At 55.1% G+C, this 14,293-nt stretch carries 10 protein-coding genes; 7 read left to right on the forward strand and 3 right to left on the reverse strand.

What is annotated here, in order from left to right; all coding sequences use genetic code 11:
• Positions 1-11 precede the first annotated feature (11 nt).
• A complete protein-coding gene (locus QLG08_RS18665) occupies positions 12-1,013 on the reverse strand; it encodes a zinc-binding alcohol dehydrogenase family protein (RefSeq protein WP_014606636.1) in 1,002 nt (333 codons plus the stop codon).
• A 95-nt stretch (positions 1,014-1,108) separates the two neighbouring features.
• Between QLG08_RS18665 and QLG08_RS18670 the strand changes: the two genes are divergently transcribed.
• The gene (locus tag QLG08_RS18670) at positions 1,109-2,005 is read left to right on the forward strand and encodes a LysR family transcriptional regulator (RefSeq protein WP_013024524.1); all 897 of its coding nucleotides are present in this window, start codon (positions 1,109-1,111) and stop codon (positions 2,003-2,005) included.
• Positions 2,006-2,041: 36 nt separating this feature from the next.
• On the opposite strand, the gene ettA is transcribed toward QLG08_RS18670, so the two are convergent.
• Together ettA and deoR are read right to left on the reverse strand one after the other, a co-directional pair.
• Positions 2,042-3,709 (reverse strand): energy-dependent translational throttle protein EttA, encoded by a 1,668-nt coding sequence (ettA, locus tag QLG08_RS18675; RefSeq protein ID WP_013024525.1) that lies wholly within the window; start codon positions 3,707-3,709, stop codon positions 2,042-2,044.
• A gap of 238 nt (positions 3,710-3,947) precedes the next feature.
• Complete coding sequence (deoR, locus tag QLG08_RS18680; RefSeq protein ID WP_024472311.1) at positions 3,948-4,712, reverse strand: DNA-binding transcriptional repressor DeoR; 765 nt, start codon at positions 4,710-4,712, stop codon at positions 3,948-3,950.
• A 385-nt stretch (positions 4,713-5,097) separates the two neighbouring features.
• Between deoR and rbsK the strand changes: the two genes are divergently transcribed.
• From rbsK to QLG08_RS18710, 6 genes are all read left to right on the forward strand, one after another.
• Complete coding sequence (gene rbsK / locus QLG08_RS18685; RefSeq protein ID WP_013024527.1) at positions 5,098-6,015, forward strand: ribokinase; 918 nt, start codon at positions 5,098-5,100, stop codon at positions 6,013-6,015.
• Positions 6,016-6,024: 9 nt separating this feature from the next.
• On the forward strand, positions 6,025-7,350 hold the full coding sequence (fucP, locus tag QLG08_RS18690) for an L-fucose:H+ symporter permease (protein WP_210487409.1): 1,326 nt from the start codon (positions 6,025-6,027) through the stop codon (positions 7,348-7,350).
• Entirely contained in the window at positions 7,347-8,360 is a 1,014-nt protein-coding gene (locus QLG08_RS18695; protein ID WP_105079625.1) for an aldose 1-epimerase family protein, read from the forward strand. Before fucP ends, QLG08_RS18695 begins: the two co-directional genes overlap by 4 nt.
• Positions 8,361-9,019: 659 nt before the next feature.
• Positions 9,020-10,573 (forward strand): aspartate aminotransferase family protein, encoded by a 1,554-nt coding sequence (locus tag QLG08_RS18700; RefSeq protein ID WP_029568443.1) that lies wholly within the window; start codon positions 9,020-9,022, stop codon positions 10,571-10,573.
• Between the two features lie 10 nt (positions 10,574-10,583).
• On the forward strand, positions 10,584-11,876 hold the full coding sequence (locus QLG08_RS18705; RefSeq protein ID WP_019106389.1) for a lysine N(6)-hydroxylase/L-ornithine N(5)-oxygenase family protein: 1,293 nt from the start codon (positions 10,584-10,586) through the stop codon (positions 11,874-11,876).
• Between the two features lies 1 nt (position 11,877).
• Positions 11,878-14,229 (forward strand): GNAT family N-acetyltransferase, encoded by a 2,352-nt coding sequence (locus QLG08_RS18710; protein WP_022622273.1) that lies wholly within the window; start codon positions 11,878-11,880, stop codon positions 14,227-14,229.
• Positions 14,230-14,293: the final 64 nt, after the last annotated feature.

Raw genomic sequence — 14,293 nt, forward strand, 5'->3', positions numbered from 1 at the left:
CCCGCGAGTGATCAGTAAACCATGACAACCTTGCCGCGCATATGGCCTTCCAGCACGCGCTGGTGAGCGGTCTCAAGCGTTTCCACACTCAGGCCATGAAGCGTTTCGTTGAGTGTACTTTGCAGCTTGCCTTCGTCCAGCAGGCTGGCGACGGTATTGAGGATTTCACCCTGCTGCGCCATGTCTGGCGTGTTGTACATGCTGCGCGTATACATGAACTCAAAATGCAGTGCGGCGCTTTTTAACTTCAGTTGATCCATCGACAGCGGATGTTCATTCTCGACGATGGTGCAGATATGGCCCTGAGGGGCGATGAGCTGGCTCATGGTTTCCCAATGGCCGTCGGTGTCGTTAAGGCAGAAAATATAATCGACCTGTTTGATACCGTGCTTTTCCAGCTCCCCAACCATGTCTTTGTAGTTAATGACAAGGTCTGCCCCGCGATCGCGGCACCACTGGGCGGAATCTTCCCGTGAGGCGGTGGCAATCACTTTGGCTTTGCTGCGCATTTTTGCCAGCGGAATGGCCAGCGAACCGACGCCGCCAGCGCCGCCCACGACAAGCAGTGTTTGATCTTCACGTGCGGCGGCCATATCCAGCCGTTCAAACAGGCCTTCCCATGCGGTCAGCGCCGTCAGGGGAATAGCGGCAGAAGCCGCCCAGTCGAGGGTTTTCGGTTTGTGGCCGGTGATGCGTGAATCGACCAACTGCTCCGTACTGTTGCTGCCCGGGCGGGTAATATCGCCCGCGTAGTAAACCTCATCGCCTGGCTTAAAGCCGCTGACTTTGCTGCCGGTTTCCAGTACCACACCGCTGGCATCCCAGCCAAGAATACGCGGCACCTGTAAACCATTTTTGATCGCCCCTTTGTGGACTTTGGTATCCACCGGGTTGACCGAGGCGGCTTTCACCTGGACGCGCAGGTCATATTCGCCAGGCGTGAGGGTTTCTGGAAAAATTTCGACGAAGTTTTTTGGGTTTTCGGGATCGACGGCAATCGCGCGAACAGACATGGTTTATCTCCTGTAGTGTTTTCTCAAGTGTAGAACCCTGAGGCGATACTGATAAGATGGACAATCGTTATTAGCGTGTTCGTCTGAGGTGAACAATGGCGTTTCGTCAGTGGCAGGATATGGCGCTGTTTGCGTTAGTGGCAGAGTGTGGCAGTTTTACCGCCGCGGCAGAACGGGCGGGCTTACCCAAATCCAGCGTCAGTCAGCGCATCAGCCAGCTTGAACAGCGGCTGGGCATTCGCCTGTTAAACCGCACCACGCGCCAGTTAAACCTGACGTTTGCGGGCGAACGCTACCTGCTGCATTGCCAGGAGATGATGCAGGCCAGCGAACGTGCTGAGCAGGCTATTGCCAGTCTGCGGGAAAATCCCAGCGGTCGCCTGCGCATTACCAGCCCGGCGGGTATTGGCGCAACCTTACTGGCCCGCTGCAACGCCGCGTTTTTACGGCGCTATCCGGATGTGACGCTGGATATTTCCATTTCGGATGATATCCGCGATCTGGTGCAGGACGGTTTTGATCTGGCCTTGCGCACTGGCCAGCCGCAGGAGTCGTCTCTGATTGGTCGGCGCGTTGGCTACTGCCAGCGCTCGCTGGTGGCCGCGCAAGCCTATCTCGATCAGCATCCTCCGGTGACCCATCCTCAGCAGCTAGCCGCGCACCGTTGCATTGCGCACCGGGCCTGGAACGAGTGGGTGCTAAAACGGCACGATCAGTATCACCGTTGGCTGCTCCCGCCTGCACACCTCACTGACAATTTACTGTATGCACGCGAATCGGCGTTGGGCAGTGCCGGTATTACGCTTCTGCCGCGCTTTTTAATCGACGGAGAGATGCATGATGCGCGCCTGGTGCAGGTCTTGCCGGAATGGGAAATGGAGGGGAATGAACTGTGGCTGGTGTATCCCAGCCGAAAACTGAACTCGCCTGCGCTGATGAAGTACATTGAATTTGCGTTGCAGTCGCCGGTGTTTCGCGAATTCTACCACTGAAGAAAAGAGAAGGGCGGCATCGCTGCCGCCCCTGTGTTACTTAATAATACGCTTGTACTTAATACGCTTCGGCTCCAGCGCATCCGCGCCCAGCGTGCGTTTCTTGTACTCTTCGTATTCGGTAAAGTTACCTTCGAAGAACTCGATCTTGCCTTCATCCTGGTAATCCAGAATGTGGGTCGCGATACGGTCAAGGAACCAACGGTCATGCGAGATCACCATGGCGCAGCCAGGGAACTCAAGCAGGGCGTTTTCCAGCGCGCGCAGGGTTTCAATGTCCAGGTCGTTGGTTGGCTCATCGAGCAGCAGCATGTTGCCGCCAACCTGCAGCAGTTTTGCCAGATGCAGACGACCACGCTCACCACCGGACAGCTCGCCGACACGTTTGCCCTGATCCACGCCTTTAAAGTTAAAGCGTCCGACATAGGCACGGCTTGGCATTTCAGTGTTGCCGATGCGCATAATATCCTGACCGCCGGAGACTTCTTCCCATACGGTTTTGGCATTATCCATGCTGTCACGGAACTGATCGACAGAAGCCAGCTTCACGGTTTCACCCAGCACAATCTCGCCGGAGTCCGGCTGTTCCTGACCGGACATCATGCGGAACAGCGTTGATTTACCGGCGCCGTTCGGGCCGATGATGCCGACGATGGCGCCTTTCGGTACGGAGAACGACAGGCCGTCAATCAGAACGCGGTCACCGTAGGATTTACGCAGGTTGCTGACTTCCAGCACTTTGTCACCCAGGCGGGCACCCGGCGGAATAAACAGCTCGTTGGTTTCGTTACGTTTCTGGTAGTCGGTGTTGTTCAGTTCTTCAAAGCGAGCCAGACGGGCTTTACCTTTAGACTGCTGGCCTTTTGGCCCTTTACGTACCCACTCCAGCTCTTTCTCGATGGATTTACGACGTGCGGCTTCGGAAGAGGCTTCCTGTGCCAGACGGGCATCTTTCTGCTCCAGCCATGAGGAGTAGTTACCTTCCCACGGAATACCTTCGCCGCGGTCCAGTTCCAGAATCCAGCCAGCAACGTTATCCAGGAAGTAGCGGTCGTGCGTAATCGCTACCACGGTCCCTTCGAAGTCGTGCAGGAAGCGCTCCAGCCAGGCGACAGATTCGGCATCCAGGTGGTTCGTCGGTTCGTCCAGCAGCAGCATGTCGGGCTTTTCCAACAGCAGGCGGCACAGCGCGACACGGCGACGTTCACCACCAGACAGGTTTGCGACTTTTGCGTCCCAGTCCGGCAGGCGCAGGGCATCGGCGGCGCGTTCCAGCTGCGTGTTCAGGTTATGACCATCATGTGCCTGAATGATCTCTTCCAGACGTCCCTGCTCGGCAGCCAGCTTATCGAAATCCGCATCTTCTTCAGCGTATAAGGCATAAACCTCATCAAGACGTTTCAGCGCACCGACCACTTCGGACAGGGCTTCTTCAACGGACTCGCGCACGGTGTGCTCAAGGTTAAGCTGCGGTTCCTGTGGCAGGTAGCCGATTTTAATACCGGGCTGTGGGCGAGCTTCACCTTCGATATCTTTATCAATACCGGCCATGATGCGCAGCAGCGTAGATTTACCCGCACCGTTCAGGCCGAGTACGCCAATTTTCGCGCCGGGGAAAAAGCTAAGGGAGATGTTCTTGAGAATATGTCGCTTGGGCGGAACTACTTTGCCGACGCGATGCATGCTATAGACGAATTGAGCCACGTTGTATTGAGCCTCTGGGTCTGTTTGTCGTTTGGATGATGTCGAAGTTTAGCCTTTTTCGCCGCCTATTCACAGCCGATGGGCCGGGATAATTCCGCGCAGTCGCGCAGTCGGGCGTAACTGTTTGATTTGTGTCCGCTGTCAGACGGAGCAGCAAACGGCCGCCTTAGCGCAGCGCGTCTGCTGTCCGCGACGAGAATTTAGCAACAGCCTGTTGCCGCCGCGTGACAGAAAAGCGTCAGGGAAGGCGGACGGGAATGTGCTGTTGGGTTAACCACTCACGCAGGGCGGGTTCGGGCGCGCTGTCGCTGACCAGTAAATCAAAGCGGGCGAGCTCGCCAATGCGCGCGGGCAGCACTTTGCCATATTTGCTGCTGTCGGCAACCAAAATACGTTGGCGGGCGCGCAGCATGGCATGGTGTTTCATCGGCAGCTCGTTGAGGTTGTAGCAGGTCGCTCCCTGATCCCGATCTACGCCAGCCGCAGAGATAAACGCCAGGCTGGGACACAGGTCATCCAGAATGGAATGGCCGCCGACGGGCGTGAATAAGGCATTGTCTGCATGAAATTCCCCGCCGCTCAGGATCACGTTGCAGGCGGGTTTTTCTTTCAGCGCCAGAAAGGTATTCATGGCACAGCAGATGGCGGTAAAGGGCAGCTCATCCGGAATCGCATCCACGACATAGGGCAGGGTGGTGCCGCAGTCGAAAAACACCGTGTCGTTTTCACTAATCAGGCTGGCTGCTGCCTGAGCGAGCCGCTGCTTGCGGGCCGCATTTTGGCCATGTTGATCGGAGATGAAATAGTGTCCGGCGTGGTTTCGGGGATCGCTCACAATATAACCGCCCAGCAATACCACGCTCGATGTCGGTTCACTTAAGTCCCGACGCACGGTCATTTCGGAGACGTCCAGCAGCTGTGCGGCATCTTTCAGATGTAATTTATCGGTGCGCTTAAGTGCCAGAGCCAGTTTGCGAATGCGTTCGTCGCGGCGGGTTTCCATTGTCATTTCTGAACCTGTATTCCTTGAAGAAGACGTCATACGTCAGTGCCTGTCACATTGTTATCGCGCAATTAAATTTACCTGAAATCGCCGTGGTTTTATTGAGGCTGTGACAAATTTCAAAAAATATAAGGTGTTGCGTGCTCACCGGGTAAGATTTTTCATCTTACCCGCAATGTTATTACCCCGCAAACCTGCACTAAAGCTAAGAATAACGCGCCGTTCAGATAGCTTGCTTTGTTATAATAGTAACATCTTGAGGGCGAGAAATCCGATATATCGCGGAATCCTGTCACGTTAAATGTGAAATTTATCACATATTAAACGCCGGTGAATTGATAGTGTTATTTTTATAACATTTTAGCTGTTCATTACCGGGGGAAAAATGGATATCGCCGTTATTGGTTCAAACATGGTGGATTTAATCACCTATACCAACAGCTTTCCTAAAGCTGGAGAGACGCTTGAGGCACCCGATTTTGCGATTGGCTGTGGGGGAAAAGGGGCCAATCAGGCTGTGGCGGCAGCAAAACTGGGTGGCGAGGTGATGCTGGTCAGTAAAGTCGGCGATGACCTGTTTGCGCCCACCACGTTGGCTAATTTGCAACAGCAGGGCGTGGATACGCGTTATGTCACAACCGAAAAAGGGGTTTCCAGCGGCGTGGCCCCCATTTTTGTTGATGATCAGTCGCAAAACCGCATTTTAATTATCAAAGGCGCGAATCAGCACCTCAAGCCGGCGGATATTGATGCTGCGGGTGATGCGTTGAAACGCTGTCGGTTGATCATTCTTCAGCTCGAAATTCCGCTGGAAACGGTGTACTACGCTATCGATTTTGCCCGTCAGCATGATATTCGCGTCATCCTCAACCCTGCGCCCGCCGTGGCAGACCTGGATATCCGCTATGCCTGCCAGTGCGACTTTTTTATGCCCAATGAGACGGAGCTGGAAATTCTTACCGGGATGCCGGTGGGGACGGATGATGACGTCAGGCTGGCCGGTGCATCCTTGCTGAAACGTGGCCTGAAAAACCTGATCGTTACGCTGGGCAGTCGCGGATCGTTGTGGATGACCGGAGAGACACAGCACCAGGTTGCGCCTGTGCCGGTTAAGGCAGTGGATACCAGCGGTGCGGGTGATGCGTTTATCGGCTGCTTCGCTCATGAACTGGTGAAAACGGGCGATATTCCTGCGGCGATGGCCAAAGCCTCCGCCTACGCGGCCTGTAGCGTGACGGCGCGCGGCACACAACGTTCTTATCCTGATACAGCGGAATTTCAGCGCTTTCTTGACCTTCAGTGAGGTACAGCCATGCACCAGAACATTGTTCAGCAAAATGACGGTTATCTAAATAAGACTCCGCTGTTCCAGTTCATTCTGCTTTCCTGCCTGTTCCCCTTGTGGGGCTGTGCGGCAAGCCTGAATGACATTCTGATTACGCAGTTTAAAAGCGTTTTCGCCCTGAGCGATTTTGCCAGCGCCCTGGTGCAGAGCGCCTTTTACGGCGGCTATTTTCTGATTGCGATTCCTGCCTCGCTGGTGATCCGTAAAACCAGTTACAAGCTGGCTATATTAGCCGGTCTGGCGTTGTACATCCTGGGCTGCCTGCTGTTTTATCCCGCCTCGCATATGGCAACCTACACCATGTTTCTGGCGGCGATTTTTGCCATTGCCATTGGGTTAAGCTTTCTGGAGACGGCGGCGAACACCTACAGCTCAATGATCGGACAGCGTCAGCATGCCACGCTGCGTCTTAACATCAGTCAGACGTTTTATCCGGTGGGGGCGCTGATGGGCATTGTGCTGGGAAAATATCTGGTGTTTCAGGATGGAAAAAGCCTGGAAACGCAAATGGCAAACATGACGGCGGCGCAGGCGCATGCTTTCCGCCTGTCCATGCTGGAACATACCCTGGAACCCTATAAATATCTGGTGATGGTGCTGGTGGTTGTCATGCTGCTGTTTATGTTCACCCGCTATCCACGCTGCAAGCCGCAAAGCAACGAAAAATCGCTGCCAACGCTGGGGGAAACCTTTCGCTATCTGGCTAAAAATCGCCATTTTAAACGCGGTATTCTGGCGCAGTTTTTGTACGTCGGTATGCAGGTGGCGGTGTGGTCCTTTACCATCCGTCTGGCGCTTACGTTGGGAGCGGCCAATGAGCGCGAGGCATCCAGCTTTATGATTTACAGCTTTATCTGTTTCTTTATTGGCAAGTTTGTCGCCAACATTTTAATGACGCTTTTCCGGCCAGAGAAAGTGCTTATCGCCTTTTCACTCCTTGGCATCGCAACGCTGGGCTACGTGATGCTGGTGCCCAATTTCACAGCAGTCTACGCCGCGGTGTTTGTCAGCGTGCTGTTTGGTCCGTGCTGGGCGACGATCTATGCCGGGACGCTCGCGACCGTTGACAGTAAATACACCGAAGTCGCGGGAGCATTTATTGTGATGTCCATTGTGGGTGCGGCCTTTGTGCCCGCGCTGCAGGGCTTTGTTTCCGATCACCTGGGATCGATGCAGCTGGCATTCGGCGTATCGCTGCTGTGTTTCGCATGGGTTGGGTTCTATTTTTGGGGCGAGCTGCGCCACAAAAAGCAGCCTCGCCTTAGCGGAAACCTGGCGGAGGAGGGGCGATGAAAACCCGTTTACCGCTTTGTCGCGAACAGTTCACCTACACGCCTTGCCTGCTGCTGGAGAGCGAGGACTTCAGCGTCGAGCTGTTTCGTTATCCTGCGGGCATTGAAGCCATTCGCATTCACAACCGACGGGGCACGGTAATTGTGTTGCCGTTTCTGGGCCAGATGGTGTGGGACGTGAATTTTGACGGCCGCGCATTAACCATGGGACATCGCTTTAAACAGCCGCTGCCGGGTGATTCGATTATCGATACCTATGGCTGCTTTGCCTTTCACTCTGGCCTGCTGGCGAATGGCTGCCCTGCAGCGGAAGACACGCACGCGCTGCACGGCGAAATGGCCTGCGCACGCATGGATACAGCATGGATTGTGCTGGAGGGCGACAGACTTTCGGTGGAGGGCGAAACCGAATACATCAAGGGGTTTGGTCACCACTATCGGGCGGCTCCGGCGGTAAGATTAGGGGCCAGTCAGGCACGACTGGTGCTGGAGATGAGCGTCACCAACCTGGCTGGCGCGCCGATGCCGTTGCAGTACATGTGCCACATCAACAGCGCGTGGGTGGCGCAGGGGCAGTTCAGGCAGACGATACCGGATGAGGCATTTCAGCTGCGCCGCTCCCTACCGGCACATGTGCGGCCCACGCCGCAATGGACCGCTTTTACCGCTTCCCTTGCCAGCGATCCCGCAGCTTTACGCCGGTTGGATCAACCCGAGATGTACGATCCAGAGATTGTCTTCTTTGCCGATCATCTGGCGCAGTACGGTGAGAACGTTCAGTTTGAACTCCATTCTCCGGACGGTTACGCCCTGATGACCCGCTTTTCTACTGCGCAGTTCCCACATGCCACGCGCTGGATACTGCATAACGCGGATCAACAGGTTGCTGCCTATGTGCTGCCTGCCACCTGCCGTCCCGAAGGCTTTGCTGCGGCAACGCGCGCCGGAACGTTAATCGTGCTGATGCCCGGCGAGCAGCGCCATTTTCAGGTCGAAACCGGTCTGCTGTAAAACCCGTAAGGCGACGCTTCAGGGTCGCAACCTTACCGGGTGAAACAGGCTGTTGTTACCGCATCGTCTTTTTCCCCAGGGATTCCGGGAGCGTCATGCGCCCCGGATAATCCCTGTGGCGAAACGCGCTGGATAAGCCTGTCGGTATCTTCGTTCGCGCTGGCTTCTTACTGAAGCCAGCCTCTTCAGACCGGATAAACACACCGATATGCCGCGTCATATCAGAACCCCGCCGTCACGCCTCCTGTTTTTTGCCCGGCTGAGAGCCCTTCTTCTTTTGTTTTCGCACCGATGGAGGTGATTTTCGCCATCTCTTCCTCTTCCCGCGCCGAATATAAGCTGTTTTATGTGATCAAGATCACATAAAAAGACATTAGCCACCTTTATGAGAATGCTTACCCTTTTAAAAGTTGAATGATAATGATTATTATTAATGTTGTCATTATCGTTAAAAAGCGCATATTTAATGCAAATTAACCACATAAAATGTAGTTTTTAATGATTTTTTTAAACATAAATTCTTAATTTTCTTGATCTCATGGGTTAGCCAGCTCGGCTAAAGGTTACTGAATCTGAACTGACTCGCGCGGTCTGGCGCATGCTGCTGCCCTGTTTTCACGGTGGCCGGGCGGCCTACGTCTTTAACAAAGGAACAGGATATGGTGTTACGTAAGCAAAATCTGTCGGTGCCTCGCCGACATCTGCCTGATGAGGTCCTGACTGCTCAGGACTTTATCTTTAACGACGCGCAAATCCCTGCGTGGCATCAGCAAACGCAAGAGGCGCTGGCGCTGATCTCCAGCACCGTTCAGCGCGTTGAAAAGCCCTTCAGCGGTATTCTGCCCCACGAGCTGGCTCCGGCTTTCAGCGCTGTCGATCTTGACCAGCCGCTGGGAAATAACGAGGCCGCGCTGGAAGAGCTGCGGACGCTTTATCTGCGCGATGCCGTCTGGTTCCACCATCCCAAATACGTGGCGCACCTTAACTGCCCGGTTGTACTGCCGTCTCTGCTGGCCGAGCAGATCATGGCGGCAGTCAACAGCTCCGTGGATACGTGGGACCAGAGTGCGGGCGGAACGCTGATAGAACAGAAGGTGATTGACTGGACGCTGGGCCGCATCGGTCTGCCTGCGAGCGCAGACGGCATCTTTACCAGCGGCGGGACGCAGTCGAACCTGATGGCGATGCTGCTGGCGCGCGACAGCTGGTGCGCCGCACATCATCCGGGCCACCTGATCAAACATCAGGGCCTGCCTGCCGATGCGGCAAAATGGCGCGTGTTGACCTCCAGACTGAGCCACTTCAGCATCCAGAAATCGATGGCCATTCTCGGCCTGGGCTACGATGCGGTCATCCCGGTAGCGTATGACGACCATTACCGCATGGACAGCGTGCAGCTTGAGCAGGAGATTCAGCGCTGTCATGAGCAGGGCCTGATCCCCATCGCCGTCGTTGCCACCAGCGGCACCACCGATTTCGGCAGTATCGATCCGCTGGAAAGCATCGCGAAACTTTGTCAGCAGCACGGCATCTGGATGCACGTCGACGCGGCATACGGCTGCGGCCTCCTGGTTTCCGAACAGCATCGCCAGCGCCTCAACGGCATTGAAAAAGCCGACTCGGTGACGGTGGATTACCACAAGTCATTCTTCCAGACCGTAAGCTGTGGCGCGTTCTTTGTGCGCGAGAAACAGCACCTTAGCCATGTGACGCACCATGCTGATTACCTCAATCCGCTTAGCGCCCAGCAGGAAGGGACGCCAAACCTGGTCAATAAAAGTATTCAGACCACGCGTCGGTTTGACGCGCTGAAAATGTGGCTGACCTTACGCATTATGGGGCCGTCTGCACTGGGTGAGGCATTCGATACCATTCTGACGCTGACTCAGGCAACCCATCAGCGGCTGAACGCCCATCCGGCGATTGAGGTTCTGCATGCGCCTGAACTGACCACCCAAATCTTCCGCTTCGTGCCACGCCCTGGCATGAATCCCGCACAGCTGGATGCCATCAACGCCGGTATCCGCAAGGCGCTGTTCCGATCCGGTAATGCGGTGATTGCCGGGACCAAAGTGGAGGGGCGGCAGTACCTGAAATTTACCCTGCTGAATCCCACCACCTCGGTGGCTGACATTGAAGATGTGATCGCCCTGATTGCCCATTACGGTCGAGAACAGGCGCGTGACGTGACATTACCCGTGGCTAACCAGTGAGAACGGTGCAATGAACAACCAGGTGTATGACTTTATCGGTATTGGTATCGGTCCTTTTAATCTCAGCCTGGCCTGCCTGAGCGAACCGGTTGAGGGGCTGAAGGGGATTTTTCTGGATCAAAATTCGGGATTCGACTGGCACACCGGCATGATGCTGGAGAGTGCGCATCTGCAAACGCCCTTTATGGCTGACCTGGTGACGCTGGCCGATCCCACCAATCCCTATAGCCTGCTCAATTATATGAAACAGAAAGGGAAAATTTATTCGTTTTACATTCGCGAAGACTTCTTCCTGATGCGTAAAGAGTACAACCAGTACTGTCAGTGGGCCTGTTCACAGCTGAGTAATTTACGCTGGAACACGCGCGTAGACTATGTAAGCTACGACGATGCCCGACAGTGTTACTGCGTTCGCTCGGTGGATACGCTCACGGGTCAGCAGCAAGAGTGGCTGGCCCGTAAGCTGGTGTTGGGCACCGGACCCACCGCCTGGGTGCCGGCGTGCAGCCGACCGCACCAGTCGCGTTTCACCCATTCCAGCCAGTATCTGGCAGACAAAGCGGAATTGCAGAAAAAAAGCACCCTCACCGTGCTGGGAAGCGGGCAGAGCGCTGCAGAGATCTATTACGATCTGCTGACGGACATCGATCGGTTTGGCTATCAGCTGAACTGGATCACCCGCGCGCCGCGTTTTTATCCGCTGGAATACACCAAACTGACCCTGGAGATGACCTCGCCAGAATGGGTCGACTACTTCCACGCGCTGCCGGGGGAGAAGCGCGATGCGCTGAACGCGCGCCACAAAAATCTCTACAAAGGCATTAACAGCACGTTAATCAACGACATCTACGACCTGATGTACGTCAAGCAACTGGATGGCGCGCTAGACGTTAACCTGTTCACCCATTCTGAACTTACCGGTATGCGCTGGTTGCCAGGCGGTGAATGTGAACTCGCGCTGCATCATCAGGAACAGGATTGTGCTTACACGCGTCGTACTCAGGGCCTGGTCATGGCAACGGGTTATCAGTATCGCCCGCCGATGTTTATCGAAGGCATCAGCCAGCGTCTGCGCTGGGATGAGAAGGGCCGTTACGACGTCCAGCGCAATTACAGTATCGACCTGCACAACCAGGTCTTCGTCCAGAACGCGGAGCTGCATACGCATGGTTTTGTGACGCCGGATCTTGGCATGGCCTGCTATCGCAACTCGGTGCTCCTGCGTGAACTCACCGGGCGGGAAGTTTATCCCGTTGAGCGTCAAATCGCCTTCCAGACTTTCCCGGCCCAAACGGAACACTAATATGTCACAGTCCACACTTTTCACTGCGGCCCGTCCAGCGGGTCAGTTTACTCTTCGTCCCCTGCTGCCCGCTGATGTGAGGCTTATTCACCGCTGGGTCACGCGCGACTACGCCCGCTTCTGGGGAATGCAGGATCACGCGCCAGAGCAGGTCGCCGAATTCTATCAACAGCTGACGGCAAAAGATCCCCATGCGGCGTTAATCGGCTGCTGCGATGGCGAACCGGCGTTTCTTATCGAATGTTATCGTGCCAGTGAGGATGAGGTCGGCAGGCATTATCCCGCCCAGCCAGACGACTACGGCATGCATATTCTGATCGCGCCCGCGGTGACACCGGTCAGCCAGTTTAGCTGGCAGGTGTTCAGCACGGTCATGGACTACATGTTCAGCCGCCCCGAGGTTAACCGCGTGGTGGTCGAGCCGGACGTGCGCAATGACAAAATTCATCGCCTGAATAAACGTGCGGGTTTTCGCTATCAGCACACCATTGATATGGGACATAAAACGGCCTGGTTGGCTTTCTGCCAGCGCGATGATTATCAGCAGGCCCTACTGCAGGATTCACTTATGAATAACACCACACCGCTGTTGAACGGTTCACACCTCACCGGACATGACTGGCTGCAGGCCAACCGTTTACTGATTCGCAAAGCCATTGCCGAATTTGCGCACGAGAAGCTGATCACCCCTGTTGATGTCGGCAGTGGCCGTTACCAGCTGGCCGTGCCGAATGGCGAATCAGAATATGTTTTTTCCGCACAACGGCTGGCGCTTGACCACTGGGAAATCGATGTGGCTTCCCTGCAAAAACAGGAAAACGGCCACCGTTTACCGCTGGATGCGCTGCAGTTTATTGAAGAGTTCAATGCCCAAATCGGCATCCCTCAGGCGCTGTTGGCGACCTATATGGAAGAGATTAGCAGCACGTTGTGCAGTAGCGTGTTTAAACTGCAGAAGAACAATCCAGACAGCCAGGCGCTGGTGAAGGCGGACTTCCAGACCCTGGAGTCGTCGATGACGGAAGGGCATCCCTGCTTTGTCGCCAATAACGGCCGTATTGGTTTTGATGCACGCGATTATCTCGCTTATGCGCCTGAGGCGGCGACGCCGGTGAGATTGATCTGGGTCGCCGTGCATCGACGTAATGCTCACTTCTCCAGCATCAGTGAGCTGAGCTATGCGCGGCTGTTGCAGGAGGAGTTAGGACAGGCTGCCCTCGACCAGTTCGCCGCTCAGCTGGCGAGCAAAGACGTCGTTGCCGAAGACTATATCCTGATGCCGGTCCATCCCTGGCAGTGGCAGAATAAACTGCTGACGGTGTTTGCTGCGGATATTGCTAACCAGGACATTATTTATCTCGGAATCGGTGAGGACCACTATCAGGCTCAACAGTCGATTCGCACCTTCTTTAACCGCAGCCAGCCGCAGAAACGCTATGTGAAAACGGCGCTGTCGGTGCTGAACATGGGCTTTATGCGCGGTCTTTCGCCTTACTATATGGCGACCACGCCCGCGATTAACGAATGGCTGGAAACGCTGGTGGCAAACGATAGCTGGCTCCAGCGCTGTGATTTCCGCATCCTGCGTGAAGTGGCCGCAGTGGGCTATCACAACCGACATTACGAACGCGCGATCAAAGGCGACTCTGCCTACAAGAAAATGTTTGCGGCCCTGTGGCGTGATAATCCGGTCACTGACCTGCAGCCTGGCCAGCGTTTAATGACCATGGCGGCGTTTCTGCATGTCGATCATCAGCAGCAGCCGTTATTACCGGCGCTGATCGCCGATTCGGGGCTGCCAGCGGAACAGTGGATTGACCGTTACCTGAACTGCTATCTCAGCCCGCTGCTGCATTGCTTTTATCAACACGATCTGGTGTTTATGCCTCACGGTGAGAACCTTATTCTGCTGCTGGAAAACAATGTGCCGGTCAGCGCCTACATGAAGGACATCGGCGAGGAGATTGCGGTGATGAATCCGGATGCGGTTCTGCCTGAAAAGGTGCAGCGGCTGGCGGTGGACGTGCCTGAACATCTGAAGCTGCTGTCGATTTTTACCGATGTCTTCGACTGCATTTTCCGCTTTATCAGCGCGATTTTGCATCAGTCTGATACCTTGTCGGAAACCCAGTTCTGGCAGCGGGTGGCGCAGTGCGTCAAGGACTATCAGCAGGCCCATCCGCAGCTTGCCAGTAAGTTCGCCCGCTACGATATGTTTGCGCCCGAATTCACCCGCTCTTGCCTGAATCGCCTGCAACTGGCGAACAATCAGCAGATGATTAACCTGTCCGATCCTGCAGAAAACCTCAAGTTTGCCGGTACGCTGGAGAATCCCATCGCCAAATGGCGGTAACGGGATAATGACCTCCTTTCACATCAGCGCGGTCGCTCAGGCGACCGCGTTTTTTATCGTTTTT

Source organism: Pantoea sp. V106_11 (genome assembly GCF_029967885.1).
Lineage (GTDB): Bacteria > Pseudomonadota > Gammaproteobacteria > Enterobacterales > Enterobacteriaceae > Pantoea > Pantoea ananatis.

What these genes read in the sequence shown, in the direction of transcription:
- QLG08_RS18665 (WP_014606636.1), bottom strand. Translation starts at nt 1,013, where the DNA reads ATGTCTGTTCGCGCGATTGCCGTCGATCCCGAAAACCCAAAAAACTTC.
- QLG08_RS18670 (WP_013024524.1), top strand. Translation starts at nt 1,109, where the DNA reads ATGGCGTTTCGTCAGTGGCAGGATATGGCGCTGTTTGCGTTAGTGGCA.
- deoR (WP_024472311.1), bottom strand. Translation starts at nt 4,712, where the DNA reads ATGGAAACCCGCCGCGACGAACGCATTCGCAAACTGGCTCTGGCACTT.
- rbsK (WP_013024527.1), top strand. Translation starts at nt 5,098, where the DNA reads ATGGATATCGCCGTTATTGGTTCAAACATGGTGGATTTAATCACCTAT.
- fucP (WP_210487409.1), top strand. Translation starts at nt 6,025, where the DNA reads ATGCACCAGAACATTGTTCAGCAAAATGACGGTTATCTAAATAAGACT.
- QLG08_RS18695 (WP_105079625.1), top strand. Translation starts at nt 7,347, where the DNA reads ATGAAAACCCGTTTACCGCTTTGTCGCGAACAGTTCACCTACACGCCT.
- QLG08_RS18700 (WP_029568443.1), top strand. Translation starts at nt 9,020, where the DNA reads ATGGTGTTACGTAAGCAAAATCTGTCGGTGCCTCGCCGACATCTGCCT.
- QLG08_RS18705 (WP_019106389.1), top strand. Translation starts at nt 10,584, where the DNA reads ATGAACAACCAGGTGTATGACTTTATCGGTATTGGTATCGGTCCTTTT.
- QLG08_RS18710 (WP_022622273.1), top strand. Translation starts at nt 11,878, where the DNA reads ATGTCACAGTCCACACTTTTCACTGCGGCCCGTCCAGCGGGTCAGTTT.